Raw genomic sequence first — 17958 nt, 5'->3', positions numbered from 1 at the left:
CCCACGCGGCCGAGCCGCACATCGGCACAGCCCCGCGCCCCTGTAGGGCGCTCACCTTCGCGGCATTTCCATGAGCTCCTTGATTCCCCTTGCCGACAGGTAGGCCTCGTCCCCCGCCCGCTCCGCCAGGACCACCGCCGGACGCACCCCCTGCCGGCGCAGGCGCATCCACTCCTCGAAGTACGCCCCGCCCGGGCCCGACACCGACCGCGTGGACGGCGTGCAGTCCAGGATCAGGGCCGTGTCGCGAGGCTCGACCGGCAACGAACCGGCCCGCAGTTCGGAGATGGTCGCCGCCACCGCCTCCGCGATCGGCTTGGGCCTGCCCTCCGCGTCGAACAGCCCCAGCGTGTACTCCAGTTCCGGGAAGTCCGCCAGTGAGCGGTCCACGTCGTGGGAGCACCACCAGGTCACGCCCCACAGGCCCTCGCACCCCGACGCGTTGAGGATCGTCTCGCGGGCGAAGTGCGGGGCGTCGGCGGCCGGGATGTGGGGTTCGGGGGCGCCCGTCTCCTGGATCCAGACGGGGCGGGAGGGGTCCTCGGCGTAGGCCTTGGCGAGTTCCGTGCCGTACTCGGCGAGGTGCAGGACCTGGGGGGAACGGGGGCCGTACAGGCTCGCGCAGCCGCCGGAGAAGACCCAGGGATGGACGGTGGTGACGTCGCCCTTGCGGGCCGAGGCCTCCGGGGTGAAGGGGTGGTCGTCGCCGTACCAGGCCGCGTCGTACGCGGAGTGGGTGACCAGGCCGCCGTCGGCGCCGAGGCCTTCCCGGGCGGCCGCCAGCAGCGAGTCCAGGTAGTGGTCGACCTCCGCCGGCGTCGCCGGGTTGTGCTCGATCAGGTTGTTGAGCTCGTTGCCGAGCTGGAGGCCGATGAGGTTGGGGCGGCCGGACAGGGCGTGGCCGAGGGTGCGGAGCAGGTCCGCCTGGGCGTCGATGGCGTCCGGGTCGGTGAAGACGTTGCGGTGGTGCCAGCTGCGGGTCCACTCCGGGTAGAAGTCGAAGCTCGACAGATGGCCCTGTACGCCGTCCACCAGCACGTCGAGGCCCGCCTCGGCGGCCAGGTCGACCAGCTGTGCCAGCTGGTCCACGGCGGCGGTGCGGATCAGGGTGCGGTTGGGCTGCAGGAGCGGCCAGAGGTGGAAGACCCGGACGTGGTCCAGGCCGAGCCCGGCCACCTGGGCCAGGTCCTCACGGGTGCGGGCCGGATCGAAGTCGTGCCAGGCGTGGAACCAGCCGTGGCGGGGCGTGTAGTTGACGCCGAAGCGGAGCGTGGGAATGGGATCCTCCTCGGGTTCGGGCCCGGTCCGACCTCGGTCCGATCTCGGTCCGGCTCGTGGTCCGCTCTTGTCCTGCGCGAATGTATCAATCACCATAGTCATCGATGGGTAATGATTTGAACCACGCACCGCACGCCGGGCGCGACCTGGTCATCGGCCTCGACGCCGGCGGCACCCGCACCCGCGCCGTCCTCGCCGCCGCCGACGACGGCCGTGTGCTGGGCGAGAGCACCTGCGGGCCGGGCAACGCCATGACGGTCCCGGTCCCGCAGCTCACCGACCACCTCACCGAGGCGCTCGCCCGGGTGGTGCCCGAGTCGGCGCGCGCCAGGGTCGTGGCCGTGACCGGCGGTTTCGCGGGCGCCACGGCGGCCTCCGAGGACGACCCCGGTACCGGCCGGGCCCGCGCCGCCCTCACCGAGGCCCTGCGCCGCCTCGCCGTCCCGACCGTCCGGATCGGTGTGTGCAGCGACATCGAGGCCGCCTTCGCCGCCGCCCCCGGCACCCCCTCCGAGGGCCTCGCCCTGGTCGCGGGCACGGGCGCGGTCGCCATGCGCATCACCGGCCGGCACGCCACGACCACCGTGGACGGCGACGGCTGGCTCCTCGGCGACGAGGGCAGCGGCTTCTGGATCGGCCGCAGCGCGGTCCGCGCAGCCCTGCGCATGGCCGACGGCCGCGGCCGTCCGACGGTCCTCGCCGGCTGGGTCGGCCGCGCCCTGAACCTGCCGGTGGACGTCCTCCCGAAGAGCGCGATCCCCTCGTACGACCGTGCCGGCGCCGTCCCGCCGAGCGGTACCGCGTCCCACCCCACCGGCGTCCCCGGCTGGGAACGCGCCCGGCGTGAGGACTTCCGCCGCCGTCTGCTGCCCGCCGTCATGGCCGATCCGCCCATCCGGCTGGCCCGCTTCGCCCCGCTGGTCGCCGAGGCCGCCGCCGAGAAGGACGCCGTGGCGGGGACGATCCTCAGCGAGGCGGCGGACCACCTGCTGGAGACCGTGCGGGCGCTGGAACCGCGCCCCGGTGAGCGGATCGTCGCCACCGGCGGCCTGCTCGGTCCGGATGGGCCGCTGACCACCCCGCTGGCCGAACGGCTCCACGCGCACGGCCTGAGCCTGGACTGGGTGGCCGACGGCTGCCCGGGCGCGGTGGCCCTCGCACGGCTGGCGCACCTGTCATGAGCGATGCCGTGTACCGCGACCCCACCGCCCCGACCGACGCCCGCGTACACGACCTCCTCTCCCGGATGACCCTGCGCGAGAAGGTCGGCCAGCTCAACCAGCGGATGTACGGCTGGGACGCCTACCGCCGCACCCCCGACGGCGGCTTCGAACTCACCGAGGCCCTCCACGCCGAGACCGACCGCTTCGAGGGACTCGGCGCCCTGTACGGCCTCCAGCGCGCCGACGCCTGGTCCGGCGTCGATCACGGGAGCGGGCCCGGCGCGGCGGACGGGGCCGCCCTCGCCGAGCTGGTGCAGCGGCATGTCGTGGCCCGGAGCCGGCTCGGCATCCCCACGCTGTTCGTCGAGGAGGTCCCGCACGGCCTCATGGCCCTCGAGGGCACGGTCCTCCCGGTCAACCTGGCGATCGGCGCCACCTGGGATCCCGGCCTGTACGAGCGCGCCGCCGCCCATGCCGCCGCCGAACTGCGCGCCCGTGGCGGCCACGTGGCCCTCGTCTCGGCGCTGGACATCGTCCGCGACCCGCGCTGGGGCCGCACCGAGGAGTGCTTCGGCGAGGATCCCCACCTGGCCGCCCGTCTGACGGAAGCGCTCGTCAGGGGGATGCAGGGCCGGGGTGCCGACTTCGCCCCCGACAAGGCCCCTGTCGTCCTCAAGCACTTCGCGGGACAGGGCGCCACCGTCGGCGGCCGCAACTCCGCGGAGTCGGAACTGGGATGGCGTGAACTGCACGAGATCCACCTCCCCGCCGCCCGGGCCGGCGTGCGCGCCGGTGCCGCCGCCGTGATGGCCGCGTACAACGAGGTCGACGGCATGCCCTGCTCCGGCAACCGCGCCCTGCTCACCGGGCTGTTGCGCGAGGAGTGGGGCTTCGACGGGCTGGTCATGGCGGACGGCCTGGCCGTCGACCGGCTGGCCCGGATCACCGGCGACAAGGTCTCCGCGGGCGCGCTCGCCCTCAACTCCGGTGTGGATCTGAGCCTTTGGGACGAGGGCTTCACGCATCTGGAGGAGGCGGTCGAGCGCGGGCTCGTCAAGGAGACCGACCTCGACGCCGCCGTCGCCCGCGTGCTGCGCCTCAAGTTCCGGTTGGGGCTGTTCGAGCCGCAGCACACGACGGCCGCGCCGCCGGCCGGCGGGGAGGATCTCAGCAAGGAGGTCGCCCGGGCCGCCGTCACCCTCCTGCGCAACGACGGGGTGCTCCCCCTCGGCGGACACGTCTCACGGATCGCCGTGCTCGGCCCCCAAGCCGCCACCACCGCCCACCAGTTGGGCGACTACACGGCCCCGCAGCGCCCCGGCACCGGCAGCAGTGTCCTCGACGCCCTGCGCAGGCTCGCCCCGCCCGGCCTCGACGTCCGTCACGCCCCCGGCTGTTCCCTCACCGGTGACGACCTCTCCGGCATCCCGGCGGCGATCGCCCAGGCCGCCGCGTCCGACCTCGCCGTCCTGGTGCTGGGCGGCAGCAGCGCCCGTACCCCGGAGACCGAGTTCGACGCCAACGGGGCCGCGCGCACAGCGGTCTCCGAGATGACCTGCGGCGAAGGCGTCGACCTGGCCGGACTGCGGCTCGGAGCAGCCCAGTACGCGCTGCTGGACGCCGTCGTGGCGACGGGCACGCCGACCGCGGTCGTGCTGGTCCAAGGACGTCCGCACATCGTCCCGGACACCGCGCCGGCCCTGCTCTGCGCCTGGTATCCCGGCCCCTGGGGCGGCGAGGCGATCGCCGAGGTGTTGCTCGGACTCACGGAACCGGCGGGCCGCCTGCCCCTCTCCGTGCCGCGCTCGGTGGCCCAACTCCCCGTCCACTACAACCACAAGGACACCGAGTACGCCGGATACGTCGACGAGAGCGCCGAGCCGCGCTACTCCTTCGGGCACGGGCTGTCGTACACGAGTTTCGCGTACGGCGAGCCACGCCCGACGGGACTCGTGGTCGAGGTGGACGTCACCAACACCGGTCAGCGGTACGGGCGTTCGGTCGTCCAGGTCTATCTGCGCCGCCTGGTCACGCCGACCTGGCCGCGCACCCTCGAACTGTGCGCGTTCGAGGGTGTCGGCCTGGCCCCGGGCGAGCGCCGTACGGTGACCCTGCCCCTCGAAGGCCTCAGCGGCACGGTCGAGATCAGGGTCGCCACCTCGGCACGGGAGGCCCTCGGAGCCCGGGGTCAGAGCTTGACGGCCCCCGACGACACGCCCTTGTAGAACCACCGCTGGGTGATCACGAACAGCACCAGCACCGGGATCACGGAGATCACCGAACCGGCCATGACCATCCGCTGGTCGTAGCCGAACGACGAGCTCTGAAGACGTGACAGCCCCAGCGTCAGCGTCATGTTGCTCTCGGAGCGCAGCACGATCAGCGGCCACAGGAAGTCGTCCCAGGCGCTGATGAAGGTGTTGATGACGACCACCAGGATCGCGCCCCACGCGGACGGCAGATACAGGTGCCTGAAGCGCTGCCACTCGTTGGCGCCGTCGAGCATGGCCGAGTCCTCGATCTCGCGCGGGACCGCGAGGAACGCGCCGCGCATGAGGAGGACGTTGATGGCGCCGACGAACCCGGGCAGCCACACGCCGGCCAGGTTGTCGACCAGGCCCATGTCCCGGATGCTCAAGAACAGCGACACCATGATCGACTCGAAGGGGAACATCATCGAGGCGATCAGGACCACCCAGACCGCCTTGCGACCCTTCCAGCCGGGCTTGGAGAGCATGTAGCCGGCCGTGGTGGAGAACACCAGCTGGCTGGTGACCGACAGGGCGACCACGATCAGGCTGTTCCTGATGTACGTGCCCACCGGCACCTGGTCGAAGATGGTCCGGTAGGCCCGCAGGGTCGGGTGGTGGGGCAGCAGGGTGGCGTTGGCGCCGAACACGTCCTCGCCGGTGCTCTTCAGCGAGGCGAGGAGCTGCCAGAGCAGCGGGCCCACGGTGAGGCCGAGGACCAGCAGGAGCAGCAGATAGCGGACGATCAGCTCGCGGGGGCGGCCGTAGTCCCGCCACCGCGGCATCAGGCGGCGGCGCCTCTCGACGACCGTGCTCATGCCTCGTCCTCCTTCGTCAGGCGCTGCGCCAGCAGGGTCAGTCCCAGCGTCAGCAGGAACAGGGCCACGCTGACGGCGGAGCCGTAGCCGGCGTTTCCGGTGATGGGGTCCAGGCCGACGTCCCGGATGTAGAACGGCAGGGTGCGGTCGGCGCCGCCGGGGCCGCCGGTGGAGCTGCCCAGCATGTAGATCTCGGTGAAGACCCTGAGCGAGCCGATGCCGGTGAGAGTGCCGACGAGCATCATGGCCTGGCGCACGCCGGGCACGGTGATGTGCCAGAAGCGGCGGGCCGCCCCGGCGCCGTCCATGGAGGCGGCCTCGTGGAGTTCCTTGGGAACGTTCCCGAGGGCGGCCAGGTAGAAGACCATGTACCAGCCGAGGCCCTTCCACAGGGTCAGGCCCATCGCGGAGAGCAGGATGAGCCAGGAGTCGGAGAGGAAGGGAATGGCCGACTTGATCAAGTGGGCCTTCTGCAACGAGGTGTTCACCAGGCCGTCGTCGGCCAGCAGCCACTGCCAGCTCAGGCCCACGACCACGCTGGAGGCCAGCACCGGTGTGTAGAAGGCGGACCGGAAGAAGCCGATGCCCGGCAGGTTCTTCTCCACCAGCACGGCCAGCAGCAGCGGCAGCAGCACCATCAGGGGGACGACGATCAGCGCGTACAGGATGCTGTTGCGGGTCGCCAGCCAGAAGTCCGAGTCGTCCAGCATCCGCGTGTAGTTGTCGAGCCCGACGAAGCTCGACGCGCCGCCCAGCGGCTTGGCGTTGGTGAACGACAGCAGGACCGTGTTGAGGAACGGAAACACGCCGAAGATCACCGCGCAGGCGATCGCGGGCGCGGTCCACAGCCACGGCAGCCACCAACGGCGGTACATCGCCGCCCCGTTGGCGCCGGGAGCGGGCCCCGGCAGGACGGCCCTGGCGAGCCGGCGGGCGCGGGACGGGGCCGGGCCCGGTGCGGAGACCTCGGTCTGCGCACCGGACACGGACACCGGGTTCGTGGTGTGCGTCGCCACCATCAGCTGCTCTGCTTCAGCAGCTCGTTCGCCTTCTCCTGGGCGTCCTTGACCGCGTCCGCCGCGCTCTTCTTGCCCTGCATGGCGAGCTGCACCTGGCCCACGATGACGTTCAGCATGGCCGAGGAGATGTTGGTCTGGTAGGCGGTCGCCGTCTTGAGCTGCTCGGCGACCAGCTTGCGCGCCTGGGCGAACGGGTCGTCACCGCTGACCTTCTGGAAGAACGGGTCGTCCAGCGAGGTCGTGGTCGTCGGGAAGATCACCACCTTCGGGTCCTTGCACCAGGCCGTCTGGTTCTCGGCGTTGGTGAGGAACTCCGCGAACGCCAGCGCCGTGGGGGCGTTCTTGCTGGTCGCCGTGGTCGCGATGTACTGCGGGGCCCCGGTGGTGTGGCCGAGCGCGTCGAAGGGCTGCTGTCCGACGGCGGTCTTGTCGTAGACCGACGGGCTGTTCTGCTGCACGAAGCGCACGAAGCTCGGGTTGGTCGAACCGTAGGCGACCTTGCCCTGGCTGTAGAGCGTGGAGGGGTCGTTGCTGGAGGACAGCGAGTCCTTCGGCATCGCGCCCTCCTTGTACAGCTTCGTCATCCACTCGACCCACTGGGTGGTGCGCGGGTCGTCGGCGAAGACGGCGGACTTGCCGTCCGCGGAGAGGGTCTTGATGTTCATCTGGTCCCAGTCGGCCGGGATTCGCCACACCGGGTTGGCCATCGTCGCGAAGTACTTGCCCTTGGCCGCCTTGGCGACCTTCTCGTAGTCGGCGAACAGTCCGAAGACCGTCGTCGGCGGCTTCGCCGGGTCGATGCCCGCCTGCTTCAGCAGGTCGGTGTTGTACGTCAGGAGAATGCCGCCGGTGTACCAGGGCAGCACCGTGTGCACCGAGGCGCCCGAGGGGTCCTTCATGGTGCTGGACTTCCAGAACGCCGGGACGAACGGCTTGGCGGCGTCCGGGTCCTTGACGCCGACGTTGAGCAGGTAGCCGGCCTTGGTGAGGGAGGTGGCGGTCGGGGAGTCGACGTTGAGCACGTCGGGCAGGGTGCACGCCTGGGCGTCGGCGACGGTGCGCTGGCCGAACGTCGAGTCACCGGGGTCGTCGATCCACTTGACCTTCGTGCCGGGGTGGGCCGTCTCGAAGGACTTGATCACCCCGTTGAAGAAGTCACCGAAGTCTTTCTTCAGGTTGGTCGTCTGGAAGGTGATGTCGCCCTTCACCTCGCCGGTGAGCTTGCCCGACCCGACGTTGCCCTTGTCGACCTTGCAGCCGCCGGCGGTGCTGTCACCGCTGTCGGATCCGCCGCCGGACAGGCCGCAGCCCGCGGCCGTCAGCGACAGGACGGCGATACAGGTCAGGGTGCGGGTCAGTCTCTTTGCGCTCATGTGATGCCCTCCACGGCTGGTTCAATGAACCAACTCCGACTCCGATTGATGAAAAGGTGGACCAGAATTCATCGGAGGTCAATGGTTTCCCGTGTTGCGTTTAGGTTCCGTGCGAGATCAGTGGCGGTGTTCGTGGTCCGGGTGGGACGGGTCTCCGGGGTGTTCGTGCCCGTGGGAGTACACGACAGCGCTCCTCGCCTGGTCCAGCCAACCGAAGAACGCCTGGCGCCCGGCTGCTGTGCGGAGCTCGCGCGCGATGCCCTCGCGGACCTCGTCGTACGGCAGCAGGTCCGCTGGGGCCGCTCCGTCGAAGGGGGTGACGCCTCGCCTCAGCGCCTCCGGGGTGAGGAACCGGTCCTGGTTGCGGTCGTAGTAGTCCCGTACGGCGGTCTCCGGGACCGTCTGTTCGGCTTCCAGGGCGGCCAGGAGGGTGCGGGTGGCGGGGGAGTGGGCGAGCGCCGCGGCGACGATGCTGCCGAGGTCTGCCACGTCTGTCTCGGTGACGGCCAGGGCGGAGGCGGGTGACACCTCTTCCGGCACCCTCAGGCCCCGGTCGGCGCAGGCCCTTCGGGCGAGTTCGTCGGTGACGATCACTTGTGTGGCCCAGCGGCGGCGTTGTCTCGCGACGGAGGGGGGTTCCGTCTGCCGTCGGGCGGGTGCGGGCCTGTCGTGGCCGGTCGCGCCGTTCCCCGCGCCCCTATGGGGCGCTCCCAGAAAGGAGTTCACCCGTTCTGTCGGGATCGGGTCGCCGTCTATCAGTGCCGCGTGTTCCGTCACTCCGTCACCTCCAGCGCCACGGCCCTCGTGTACGCCACGTGGCCGTTCCACGCGACCTTCGCCAGCAGCCAGTACGCGCCCGGTGGGATCGCCGAGCCGTCCACCTCGATCACCGTCTGCCGCTGCTCGCCGCCGGGCACCGTGAAGCCCTGGAGCCCCGGGCCGACGCCCGGCCACGTGCCCCAGGACGACACCGCCCACAGCTGTCCGCCGACCGGGCCCCGCGTGGTGTTCCGCAGGCTCACCGGAACCTGAGCCCGCCCACCCCTGCGCACGGTGACCCGGTCGGCGTCCAGCTCGCACGTCAGCCCCTGCCCGGCGGGCGGACCGCCCGGCACGTCGAGGCCGACGACGTCCTCGTAGGTCTGTCCGCCGTACGACAGCCTGGCCGTGAGCCAGTGCCGTCCCGGCTCGGCGTCCGGCGGCGGCGTCACCGTCACCTCGGCCAGCGAGAACCCGCCGGGGCCGAGCACGTACGGCAGTTCGGCGGGCTCGGCGGACCAGCCGGGCGGTACCTCGAGGACCACCGTGCCGTTCGCCGAGGTGTCGGTGAGTTCGGAACCGACCCGGACGGTCGCGGTGACGGGGCCGGTGGCCGTGAGGGCGGTGGGGGAGACGTAGACGGACACGGGCATGTTGCCGCGCGGGGCCGGGCCGGAGTTGTGGAGCCAGTACCGGGTATGGACGGGCTGCGCGGGCTCATGGGCGGCGACGCCGGGGTCGGTGGCGGGCTCCGGCGCCTGAGGGGGCGTGGCCAGGACGGTGGCCACCTCGAAGCCGGTGAGCCCGGCCTCCAGTGCGCCCTCGGCGTCCGGGAACAGGGACTCCCCGGGCCTCTCCAGTACGTCCGCGCGGGCGCCCTCGGTCCAGGCGACCGGCCCGCGCACCCGCGCCCGCACCGGCCGTCCGTTCACCTCGTGCACCCGGACCACGACCCCGCGCGCCGGATCCACCGGCGCCGCGCTGCCCCTGGCCAGCGGGGAGCCGAGCGGCTTGAGGGCGTCGAGGAGCACCTCGCGGGCCGGCTCCACCTCCAGCAGGGAGGTCGTGCGGGGCAGCAGCGGCCGTTCTCCCTCGCCGCGTACCCGGGCAGTGAGCGGGTGGTTGAACTCATGGCCGCGGGCGGGCAGTCGGAGGTCCCGCCAGTCGCCCTGGCCCGCGACGACCGCGTACTCGAAGGTGTGCGACCAGCGCTGGAGCTGGAAGCCGGAGCCGTCGGGAGTCGTGCGGCGGGGCGGGTCGACCCAGATACCGGAGGGCCAGCCGGTGCAGGAGCGCATCAGGGACACATAGAGGTCGCCGGAGGTCGTGACCACGCAGCCGGGCGTGCCGCGGTTCAGGACGGCGAATCCGCGTCCGTCCCAGGCGTCACCCGGTGGGAGCGCCTCGCCGCCGCCCGCCGCCGTGGCCGTGACGGTGAAGTCGTCCAGGTCGGTGATCAGCGCGTCGACCGCCTTCGCGTCCCCGGACGGGTCCGCACCCGCGATCACCAGCAACGGCAGCCGCTCCAGGTCGCGCAGGTCGGCGCCGGGCACCCACTCCTCGCGCAGGGAGGCGCGCGGTGCGACCCAGACGGCCGCCACGCCCCGTTCGGCGACCTGTCGGCGCACCTCGCGGTCGGCGGCCGGGTCCATGGCGAGCGCCTCGGCGACCAGGGAGTTGCGCTCGGGCCCGCCGACGGCGATCCGGATGTCGGGGAGGTTGGAGTCGACCTCGAGGTCGCCGTAGCGGGGGCCGCCCGCGATGGTCGAGGTGGCGGTGACGCCCGCGCGGACGAGGGCCGCCGCGAGCGGGGCGCCCAGCTCACCGGCCTCGTCCCAGTCGGCGTACACCAACTCGGCGACTCCGAAGGCCCGTTGGCCGAGCAGGGCCCCCGAGTCGTCCTTGAGCGCGACCCGTGCCGTGGACCCCAGCCCGAACCAGGTGTGGGCCGGGTTGTCCAGCGTCCACGGGAACTGCTCGCTGTCCACCTCGACGAACCCGAACCCGCGCCCGATCACCGCGTCCGCGACCTCGTGCACGGGCAGCCCGCCCCGTACGTCGGAGGGCCAGCGGACCCGGATGAGGCGGTCGGCGCCGTCGTAGCCGTCGATGGTGGTGGAGACGTCGAGTCGGTCGATGCCCCGCCACAGGGTCAGGCGCTGTGTGTAGGTGAAGAGGCCGAGGTCGGCGCGGACGGTGATCCGCGAACCGGCCGGGGAGTGCTCGACCTCGATCTGTGCCGGTACGTCGCCGCTGCGGGCGGCGGTCGTGCCGGTCGGGGTGAGGTGCCACGGCCCCTCGCCGAAGCGGGGGTGCCTCGGGAACTCCTCCTGGACGACGAGTTCGTTGCCGATGTCACCGGTGGGCAGCAGATTCCGGCCGTCCTCCGTGAGCGCGCGCAGCCCGCTCACGGCGCCGCCCCGCGCGGGGTCGACCGTCACCTCGTAGAACTCGTTGCGGATGGTCGTGCCCTCGCCCGGCGTCCACTCCGGGACGGAACCGGCCGCGAGGGGCAGGGCCTTGAGACCCATGCCCGGCACCTCCGGCACGACGACCCGGAGCCGGCCGTCCTGCTCGCGGACGGCGGGCAGCGGCTGGAAGTCGTCGCCGACCGGTACCAGGCCCGGGTCGTCGACGGTGAGCACGTCCCGCCGTTGCCAGGTCGCGGAGTTGAAGACCACCAGATCGGGTCCGGTGCCCGGCTCCACCCGGTCGGCCAGCGCCTTCGTCGCGTCGGCGTGCACGGTCTCGGCCAGGTCGACGAGCTCCCGCCAGCCGGTGAGCAGGTCGATGTACACCTGGTCCGACTCGGAACCGGTGATGGCGTCGTGGTGGGCGCCGTAGACGAGCTGCCGCCAGGCCTTGTCGAGGGCCGCGTCCGGGTAGGCGTGCCCGGTGACGAGCGAGGCGAGCGTCGCCCAGGCCTCCGCGTCGGCGAGCAGGGTCTCGCCGTACCGCTGGGCCTGCTTGGTGTCGATGTAGGAGACGTCCTTGCCGGTGTAGACGGGGTTCATGTCCCGGGTCTGCGGCGAGGCTTTGCGGCCCTCGGCGTCCAGCTCCGCGCGCACGGCGGCGAAGAAGTCCCGCGGGATGCCGGAGACGAACCGCGGCCAGACGTAACGGGCGTTCCAGTCCCGGTGGATGTCCATCACCCAGCGGCACGGCGGCGCGTAGTCCCCGCCGACCGGGAGCAGCACGTTGCGGGTGAGGGCGACCTTCTTGAGCCCCTGGAACAGCTTGAACGCCTCCGCCTCCGCCTCGGGCAGCGTCGGCGCGTTGTCGATCCGCCAGCCGGCGCCGTAGTGGTTGACCATGTACGCGGTGAGGATGCCGCGCCCCGAGGGGGCGATCCAGTCGAACTCGGCCGGGAACTGCATCCGTCGCGGATCCCGCGGCTCCTCGCCGAACACGGACAGCGTGGGGCCCCACTGGTGGAAGGGTCCGCGCGCCCAGGAGCTGGAGGTCACCCCGGCGTCGGCCATCAGCCCGGGGAACTGCGGGTCGTGCCCGAACGCGTCCAGCTGCCAGGCGGTCTCCGGGGACGCCCCGAGGATCGCACGCTGGTATCCGTCGCCGTACAGGGCGTTGCGTACGGTCGCCTCGGCGCCGGTGAGGTTGGTGTTCGGCTCGTTGTAGGTGCCGCCCATGATCTCGACGCGGCCGGTGCGGATCAGCTCACGCAGGAAGCCGCGCTCTTCGGGGAAGGCGTTCCAGTACGGCTTGAGGTAGTCGACCTCGGCGAGCACGAAGGTGTACGCCGGGTCGCGCCGGGCCAGGTCGGAGTGCGCCCGGACCAGGCTCATCCCGGACTGGCCGCGCGAGTCGAAGGTGCGGGCGGGCAGGCCGGTCGTGGCCGGGCTGTCGGCCACGTCCCAGGTCTCGGTGTAGGCGCCCTGGGTGTTCCACCAGACGGGGTCGTAGTGGAAGTGGCTGACCATGAACATGGTCCAGCCGGGCTCGGCGACCGTGAACTCGCCGGTGCCGCTCGCGGTCTCGTCCCCGTCGGCCGCGGTGACCGTGATCGGTCCGCCGGTGCCGGTCACGGGTATCTCGGCGCGTACGGTGCCGTCCTCGCCGACGGTGACGACGGTCTCCCCGATGCCGCCGCGCCCCTCGACCGTCACGTGGACCGAGCGGCCCGGCACGTGCTCGATCCCGGCCGCCACCACCTGGAGCGGTTGCTCGGGTGTACCGACGAACAGCTCGGTCGACTCAACTGAGGTGACACGCATGGGGCTCCTACGAGATGACTCGGGGGAGCCCCATCCTGGCATCGAGGGGATGATTCAAACAACCATCTTTGTGTTATCTCGGTGGTTCATCCATGCATGATCGGTCACGGTCACCGCGTGCGGCGGGCCTTCACCGCATGCTGCGGGGTGATGTGGTCGGTGAGCGCGAGGGAGGAACTCGCCCGCTGGTAGGCGACCTGGCCGACCCGGACGTAGAGACAGTCGACGATCATCAGGACGGAGTGTCGGCCGCCGATGCTGCCGGTGCGGAAACTGGTCTCCGAGGTGGCGGAGATGAGCCGGATGTCGGCGGCCTTGGCCAGCGGGGAGCGCGGGTCGGTGGTGATGGCGATGGTGGTCGCACCCCGCTCCTTGGCCATCTCGAAGGGTTCGAGGGTCTCGCGGGTGGCGCCCGAGTGGGAGATGCCGATGGCCACGTCGGCCGGGGTGAGCAGGGCCGCGGAGGTGGCCGCGCCGTGCACCTCGGTCCAGCCGCGCACCTGGCAGCCGATACGGAACAGCCGGGTCTCGGTCTCCTGGGCGACCGCGCCGCTGCCGCCGACGCCGTAGACGTCGATCCGGCGGGCCTTGGCCAGCGCCTGGGCCGCGCGCTCCAGGGCGTCGAGGTCGACGCGCTCGATCGTCTGCTGGATCGCGCGCAGATCCGCGCTGCCGACCACCTGGACGACCCGCTCCAGGCTGTCGTCCGGGGAGATGTCGGGACCGATCTCGGCGGAGCCCCAGTCGGAGACCTCGCCGCGTCCGCGTTCCTGGGCCAGCTCGATCAGCAGGTGCTGGTAGGAGTCGAGTCCGATGGCCCGGCAGAACCGGGTCACCGTGGCCTGCGAGGTTCCGGTGCGGCGGCCCAGCTCGGCGGCGGAGCAGTGGGTGACGGCGGCCGGATCCTCCAGGATCAGCTCGCCGACCTTCCGCAGGGAACCGGCCAGCCGGGGCAGCTCGGTGCGGATCAGTGTGGTGACGTCGGTCGGAGGCATGGAAAGAAGGTATCAGCCACCCTTAGCGCCTCTGATTGAATACCAGGACCGCATTGTGGTTTGTTGATTCACTGCTGGGTGGTTGTATGGTGGTTCAATCCATCAGTGGGGAGTGTCGCGTGTCCGTCGAGTCCGTCAGCGCCCAGCGCTTCGCCGAACAGAGCCTGGACGTCCTCCGTCACGTCACCGAGTCCGCCCGCGAGGACGTGCGCCGTGCCGCCGGGCTGATCGCCGACTGCATCCGCGCCGACGGGGTGATCCAGGCCTTCGGTACCGGTCACTCCCAGGCGATGGTCCTGGAGGTCGCGGGCCGCGCGGGCGGGCTGGTGCCCACGAACCGGCTCCAGATGTCCGACCTGGTCCTCTACGGCGGTGACGCGCCCAGCGTGCTCGACGACCCGCTTCTGGAGCGTGAGCCGGGAGTGGCGGTCCGTCTGTACGACCTTGCCGCTCCCCAGGTTCAGGATCTCTTCGTGATCATCTCCAACTCCGGTGTCAACAACGTCATCGTGGAGATGGCGCTGCACGCGAAGTCGCGGGGACACAAGGTCCTCGCGATCACCTCCCTCACGCACACGGGCGCGGTGCCCGCGGGGCACGAGAGCGGGAAGAAGCTCGTGGACCTGGCGGATGTGGTGCTGGACAACGCGGCGCCGGTCGGGGACGCGTTGCTGTCGCTGCCGGGAGGTGGGGCGGTGGGGGCGCTGTCCACTCTGACCGGGGTGATGCTGGTGCAGATGGCGGTGGCCGAGGCTTCGGGTCTGTTGCTCGCCTCGGGTGAGCGGCCGCCGGTGTATGTCTCCGCCAATGTGCCCGGTGGGTTTGAGGGGAACCTGGAGTTGGAGAAGCGGTACGCGGGGCGGGTTCGGCGTACGGCGACGTAGGTTTCTCGGGGGTCGCGGGATCGCGGGGAACTTGCGGCCGGTGGGGGCTGGTCGCGCAGTTCCCCGCGCCCCTGTGTGAGAGCCCTTACCCGACAGGTACCGGAGTCAGGGCAACCGCCAGTGGATAGGCGCCTGTTGTGCAGGGGGCGCCGGTGCTGCCCGTTCCGGTGTCCACCGGGACCAGGGCGTTGCCGTCGGCCGTCGTCGCGTAGGCCGTGCTGCCGTTCCAGTCCAGGGCCACATCGAAGGCTGACCTGCCCACCTTGACCGTGCGGCCTGGTGCGCCGGTGACCGTGTCCACCGGGGTGATGGTGTCGCCGTTGCTGGGGCTGACCCAGAGGGTGCGGCCGTCCGGAGAGAGCCCGAGGCCGTAGGCCTGTCCCGTGACCAGGAGGGTCGGTTCGGTGGCGTTCGTCGCCGTGTCGATCGGGGTCACGGTCGAGCCGCCGGAGTTGGAGACGTAGACCGTCCTTCCGTCGGGTGCGGCCACGACGTTGAAGGGGCTCGGGCCGACCCGGATCGCCGTACCTGCCTTGCCGGTGGTGAGGTCGACGGGGCTGACCGTGTTGTCGTGGATGTTCGCCACGTACAGGGTTCTGCCGTCGGGTGTGATCGCCATGTTCTCGGGGCCGTCGCCGACTGGGATCGGCGTACCGGTCGTCAGCGTGCCGGTGTCGACCGACTGCACTGTGCCGTCGGTGTAGTTGGCGACCCAGAGGGTGCCGCCGTCCGGGGTGAGCGCGAGACCGGCGGGGACCTTGCCGACGGCGACCGTGGCGGTGACCGTGCCGCTCGCCACGTCGATCACGCTGACCGAGTTCGAACCCTGGTCGGCCGTGTACGCGGTACGGCCGTCCCCGCTCACCACCACCTCGCCGGGATTGCTGCCGACGGAGATGTTCTTGGTCGTCCCGGTGGAGAGGTCGACGGAACTCACCGAAGCGCCACTGAAGTTGGCGGTCAGGGCGCGCGGTGTGCCGGTGCCGTCGCTCACCTGCACCGGGAGCGCGCGGTCCAGGATGCCGGTGCCCGACACCACGAGGGAGTGGACGCCCTCCGTCTTCCCGGTGAGGGTGACGGTGACCTTGGTGTCCGGGGTCGTGGCCGTGCCCTCGGAGGGTGTGGCCGTGACGCCGTCGGGCACGTCAAGCCTCCAACTGACGGTTCTGGCCCGCGCGTCGGAGAAGTCGAGGGTGACGGTCGCGGAGGCGCCGGGCTTCAGGGAGAGGGCGGCGGGGGAGAAGGAGGCGTCGACGCCGGGGTCAGGGGCGTTCTCCAGCATCGTCGTGTAGAGGAACTGGTCCATCACGCCCGGCGAGACCTGCTGCGGGACGGCGTCCAACGCCTTCCGCTCCTGCTGGAGTTGCTTCCAGTACGCCGACACCGCGTCCGTGTCACCGGCCTTGTGGGCCAGCAGCAGTTCCACGGCCGTCCCGCCCGCGCGGCCGTAGCTGCCGAGTTTGTCGAGCCAGGCGGAGGTCTCGTCGAGGAAGCCGGGGTTGTCGAGCCGGGCGCGCAGCTGGGCGGGGGTGGCGGCCATGTCGGTGAAGTAGGACGTCAGCGCGGCTGCCGCTCGGTCGAGGCCGCTGTTGTGCTCGTAGGCCTCGCGGAAGGCGGTGATCAGCCGGGTGAGGGTGGGGGACTCGGTGGTGTCCAGCTGGGAGGAGTAGTTGTTCTCGGCGAAGATCCGCAGCCACTTGGCCGACTCGGGCCCGGCGAGGTCCCGGACCGAGGCGAGGAACGCCTTGTGCGGGTCGTAGGCGTTCGGGTTCCACAGATAGGCGGCCGAGGTGAACAGGGCGATCCGGCTCGCCTCGCCCTGGACCATCGGGTTGGCGGTCACGCCGGTGGCCGCGCTCGCCACGCCCGGTTCCCGGCCCGTGTAGGGGCCGAGGAGGAGGCGGCTGGTGACGTAGTCGTTGACCGGGTAGTTGTCCCAGATGAGGATCGGATGGCCGTAGACCTCGCGGGCCTGCTTGACCTGGTCGGTGGTGATCGTGGGCGCGATGACGCCGACGCCGGTCCACTCGACGACCACGGACGGGTCGAGCCGCTCCCTCAGGGCCTTCTTGTACGGCGAGTCGGCCAGGTCGGAGTACTCGGTGGGGACCATCTCCAGGGGCTGGAGCCCCGTGTGCGTGGCGGAGAAGTCCTTCCAGACGGTGTTCAGGAGATGGGCCTGCGCGGCACCCGCCGCACCGCCGCCCGTGCCGAACTCCCGCTCGTCCTCGGAGCAGTTCCACTTCGTGTAGCTGATGTCGTCCAGCGGGATCGCGAAGGAGCGGACGCCGATGGCGTACAGCGAGTCGAACTTGGCGGTGAGCGCTTTGACATCGGCGCCGGCGGAGTAGCAGACGGAGAGGCCGGGGGAGAGGGCGTAGGTGAAGCGGACGTGGTTCGTGGCGGCCCGGTCGACGAGTTCTGTGAGCCGGGCGAGTTCGGCCGCCGGGTACTCGTCCCGCCAGCGGGCGCGCAGGTAGTCGTCGTCCTTGGGGGAGTAGACGTAGACGTTCTGCTTGGTACGGCCGTAGAAGTCGAGCTGGGCGAGCCGCTCGGCCTGCGTCCAGGGGGTGCCGTAGAAGCCCTCGATGACTCCGCGGAGGGCGGCGGCGGGTCAGTCGCGGATCTTGACCACGGGCAACTCGCGCTTGCCGTCGAGGAGTTGGCGCAGGGTCTGGGCGGCGTAGAAGGTGCCGGTGGGGTCGGCGCCGGAGAGGGCCAGGAGGGCCCGGCCGTGGCTGCGGCCGGCGGCCAGGACGTAGCCGCCGGAGGCGAGGCCGGACGGGGAGGCGGCGTGGAGCTGCTTCAGCGTCCGGGCGGTCGCGGTGTTCTCGCCCGGCCCGCCGAGGTAGACGGTCAGGCCGGCCGCGGGCGGCCGGTCGCCGGCGCCGACCGTGGTGATGCGGTCGGCGCCGGCGGCTCTGAGGGCCGCCTTGACGACCCGTCTCGCGGACGGGTCGGTGTGGGGGCCGACGACCTCGACGACCCGGCGGGGGACGGGGATCCGGCCGCTTCCGGCACTCATGCTCTGCGGAGTCGGCCAGACCTGGGGAGCGGGCTGCCGGGCCTCGGCAGTGGCGGGTGCCGCCGGGGCCGCGAGGCCGAGGGTCAGGAGCAGGGCGACGGCCGTACGTCTGAGACTGATGAATGAATCCACCTTGAAAGGCTATGGATGTTGAATGAAGCAT

The 17958-nt window shown here is 71.4% G+C and carries 12 protein-coding genes; 3 read left to right on the top strand and 9 right to left on the bottom strand.

The window, feature by feature from the left end:
* Positions 1–51 precede the first annotated feature (51 nt).
* Complete coding sequence (locus tag ABZT02_RS04475) at positions 52–1374, bottom strand: glycosyl hydrolase (RefSeq protein ID WP_356014583.1); 1323 nt, start codon at positions 1372–1374, stop codon at positions 52–54.
* A gap of 8 nt (positions 1375–1382) precedes the next feature.
* Between ABZT02_RS04475 and ABZT02_RS04470 the strand changes: the two genes are divergently transcribed.
* Positions 1383–2459, top strand: coding sequence for a BadF/BadG/BcrA/BcrD ATPase family protein (locus ABZT02_RS04470; RefSeq protein WP_356014108.1), 1077 nt, complete (start codon positions 1383–1385; stop codon positions 2457–2459).
* Positions 2456–4666 (top strand): glycoside hydrolase family 3 N-terminal domain-containing protein, encoded by a 2211-nt coding sequence (locus ABZT02_RS04465; RefSeq protein ID WP_356014106.1) that lies wholly within the window; start codon positions 2456–2458, stop codon positions 4664–4666. Before ABZT02_RS04470 ends, ABZT02_RS04465 begins: the two co-directional genes overlap by 4 nt.
* On the opposite strand, the gene ABZT02_RS04460 is transcribed toward ABZT02_RS04465, so the two are convergent.
* From ABZT02_RS04460 to ABZT02_RS04435, 6 genes are all read right to left on the bottom strand, one after another.
* On the bottom strand, positions 4630–5508 hold the full coding sequence (locus tag ABZT02_RS04460) for a carbohydrate ABC transporter permease (RefSeq protein WP_356014104.1): 879 nt from the start codon (positions 5506–5508) through the stop codon (positions 4630–4632). The genes ABZT02_RS04465 and ABZT02_RS04460 overlap by 37 nt on opposite strands.
* Positions 5505–6527, bottom strand: coding sequence for a sugar ABC transporter permease (locus ABZT02_RS04455; protein ID WP_356014102.1), 1023 nt, complete (start codon positions 6525–6527; stop codon positions 5505–5507). Before ABZT02_RS04455 ends, ABZT02_RS04460 begins: the two co-directional genes overlap by 4 nt.
* Complete coding sequence (locus tag ABZT02_RS04450; protein ID WP_356014101.1) at positions 6527–7900, bottom strand: extracellular solute-binding protein; 1374 nt, start codon at positions 7898–7900, stop codon at positions 6527–6529. Before ABZT02_RS04450 ends, ABZT02_RS04455 begins: the two co-directional genes overlap by 1 nt.
* A 117-nt stretch (positions 7901–8017) precedes the next feature.
* Positions 8018–8677, bottom strand: coding sequence for a peptidyl-prolyl cis-trans isomerase (locus ABZT02_RS04445; protein WP_356014099.1), 660 nt, complete (start codon positions 8675–8677; stop codon positions 8018–8020).
* A complete protein-coding gene (locus ABZT02_RS04440) occupies positions 8674–12891 on the bottom strand; it encodes an NEW3 domain-containing protein (protein WP_356014097.1) in 4218 nt (1405 codons plus the stop codon). The genes ABZT02_RS04445 and ABZT02_RS04440 overlap by 4 nt, the downstream gene beginning before the upstream one ends.
* A gap of 110 nt (positions 12892–13001) precedes the next feature.
* Positions 13002–13886 (bottom strand): MurR/RpiR family transcriptional regulator, encoded by an 885-nt coding sequence (locus tag ABZT02_RS04435; protein ID WP_356014095.1) that lies wholly within the window; start codon positions 13884–13886, stop codon positions 13002–13004.
* A gap of 119 nt (positions 13887–14005) precedes the next feature.
* Between ABZT02_RS04435 and ABZT02_RS04430 the strand changes: the two genes are divergently transcribed.
* The gene (locus ABZT02_RS04430; RefSeq protein ID WP_356014093.1) at positions 14006–14770 is read left to right on the top strand and encodes an SIS domain-containing protein; all 765 of its coding nucleotides are present in this window, start codon (positions 14006–14008) and stop codon (positions 14768–14770) included.
* Positions 14771–14855: 85 nt separating this feature from the next.
* On the opposite strand, the gene ABZT02_RS04425 is transcribed toward ABZT02_RS04430, so the two are convergent.
* Both ABZT02_RS04425 and ABZT02_RS04420 read right to left on the bottom strand, forming a co-directional pair.
* Entirely contained in the window at positions 14856–17360 is a 2505-nt protein-coding gene (locus ABZT02_RS04425) for a beta-N-acetylglucosaminidase domain-containing protein (RefSeq protein WP_356014581.1), read from the bottom strand.
* 24 nt (positions 17361–17384) lie between these two features.
* Entirely contained in the window at positions 17385–17927 is a 543-nt protein-coding gene (locus tag ABZT02_RS04420; protein ID WP_356014091.1) for a glycoside hydrolase family 20 zincin-like fold domain-containing protein, read from the bottom strand.
* Positions 17928–17958 lie beyond the last annotated feature (31 nt).

The sequence above is a fragment of the Streptomyces sp. NPDC005402 genome, assembly GCF_040606575.1.
GTDB lineage: Bacteria > Actinomycetota > Actinomycetes > Streptomycetales > Streptomycetaceae > Streptomyces.
This window is presented reverse-complemented; position numbering and strand designations above follow the sequence as displayed.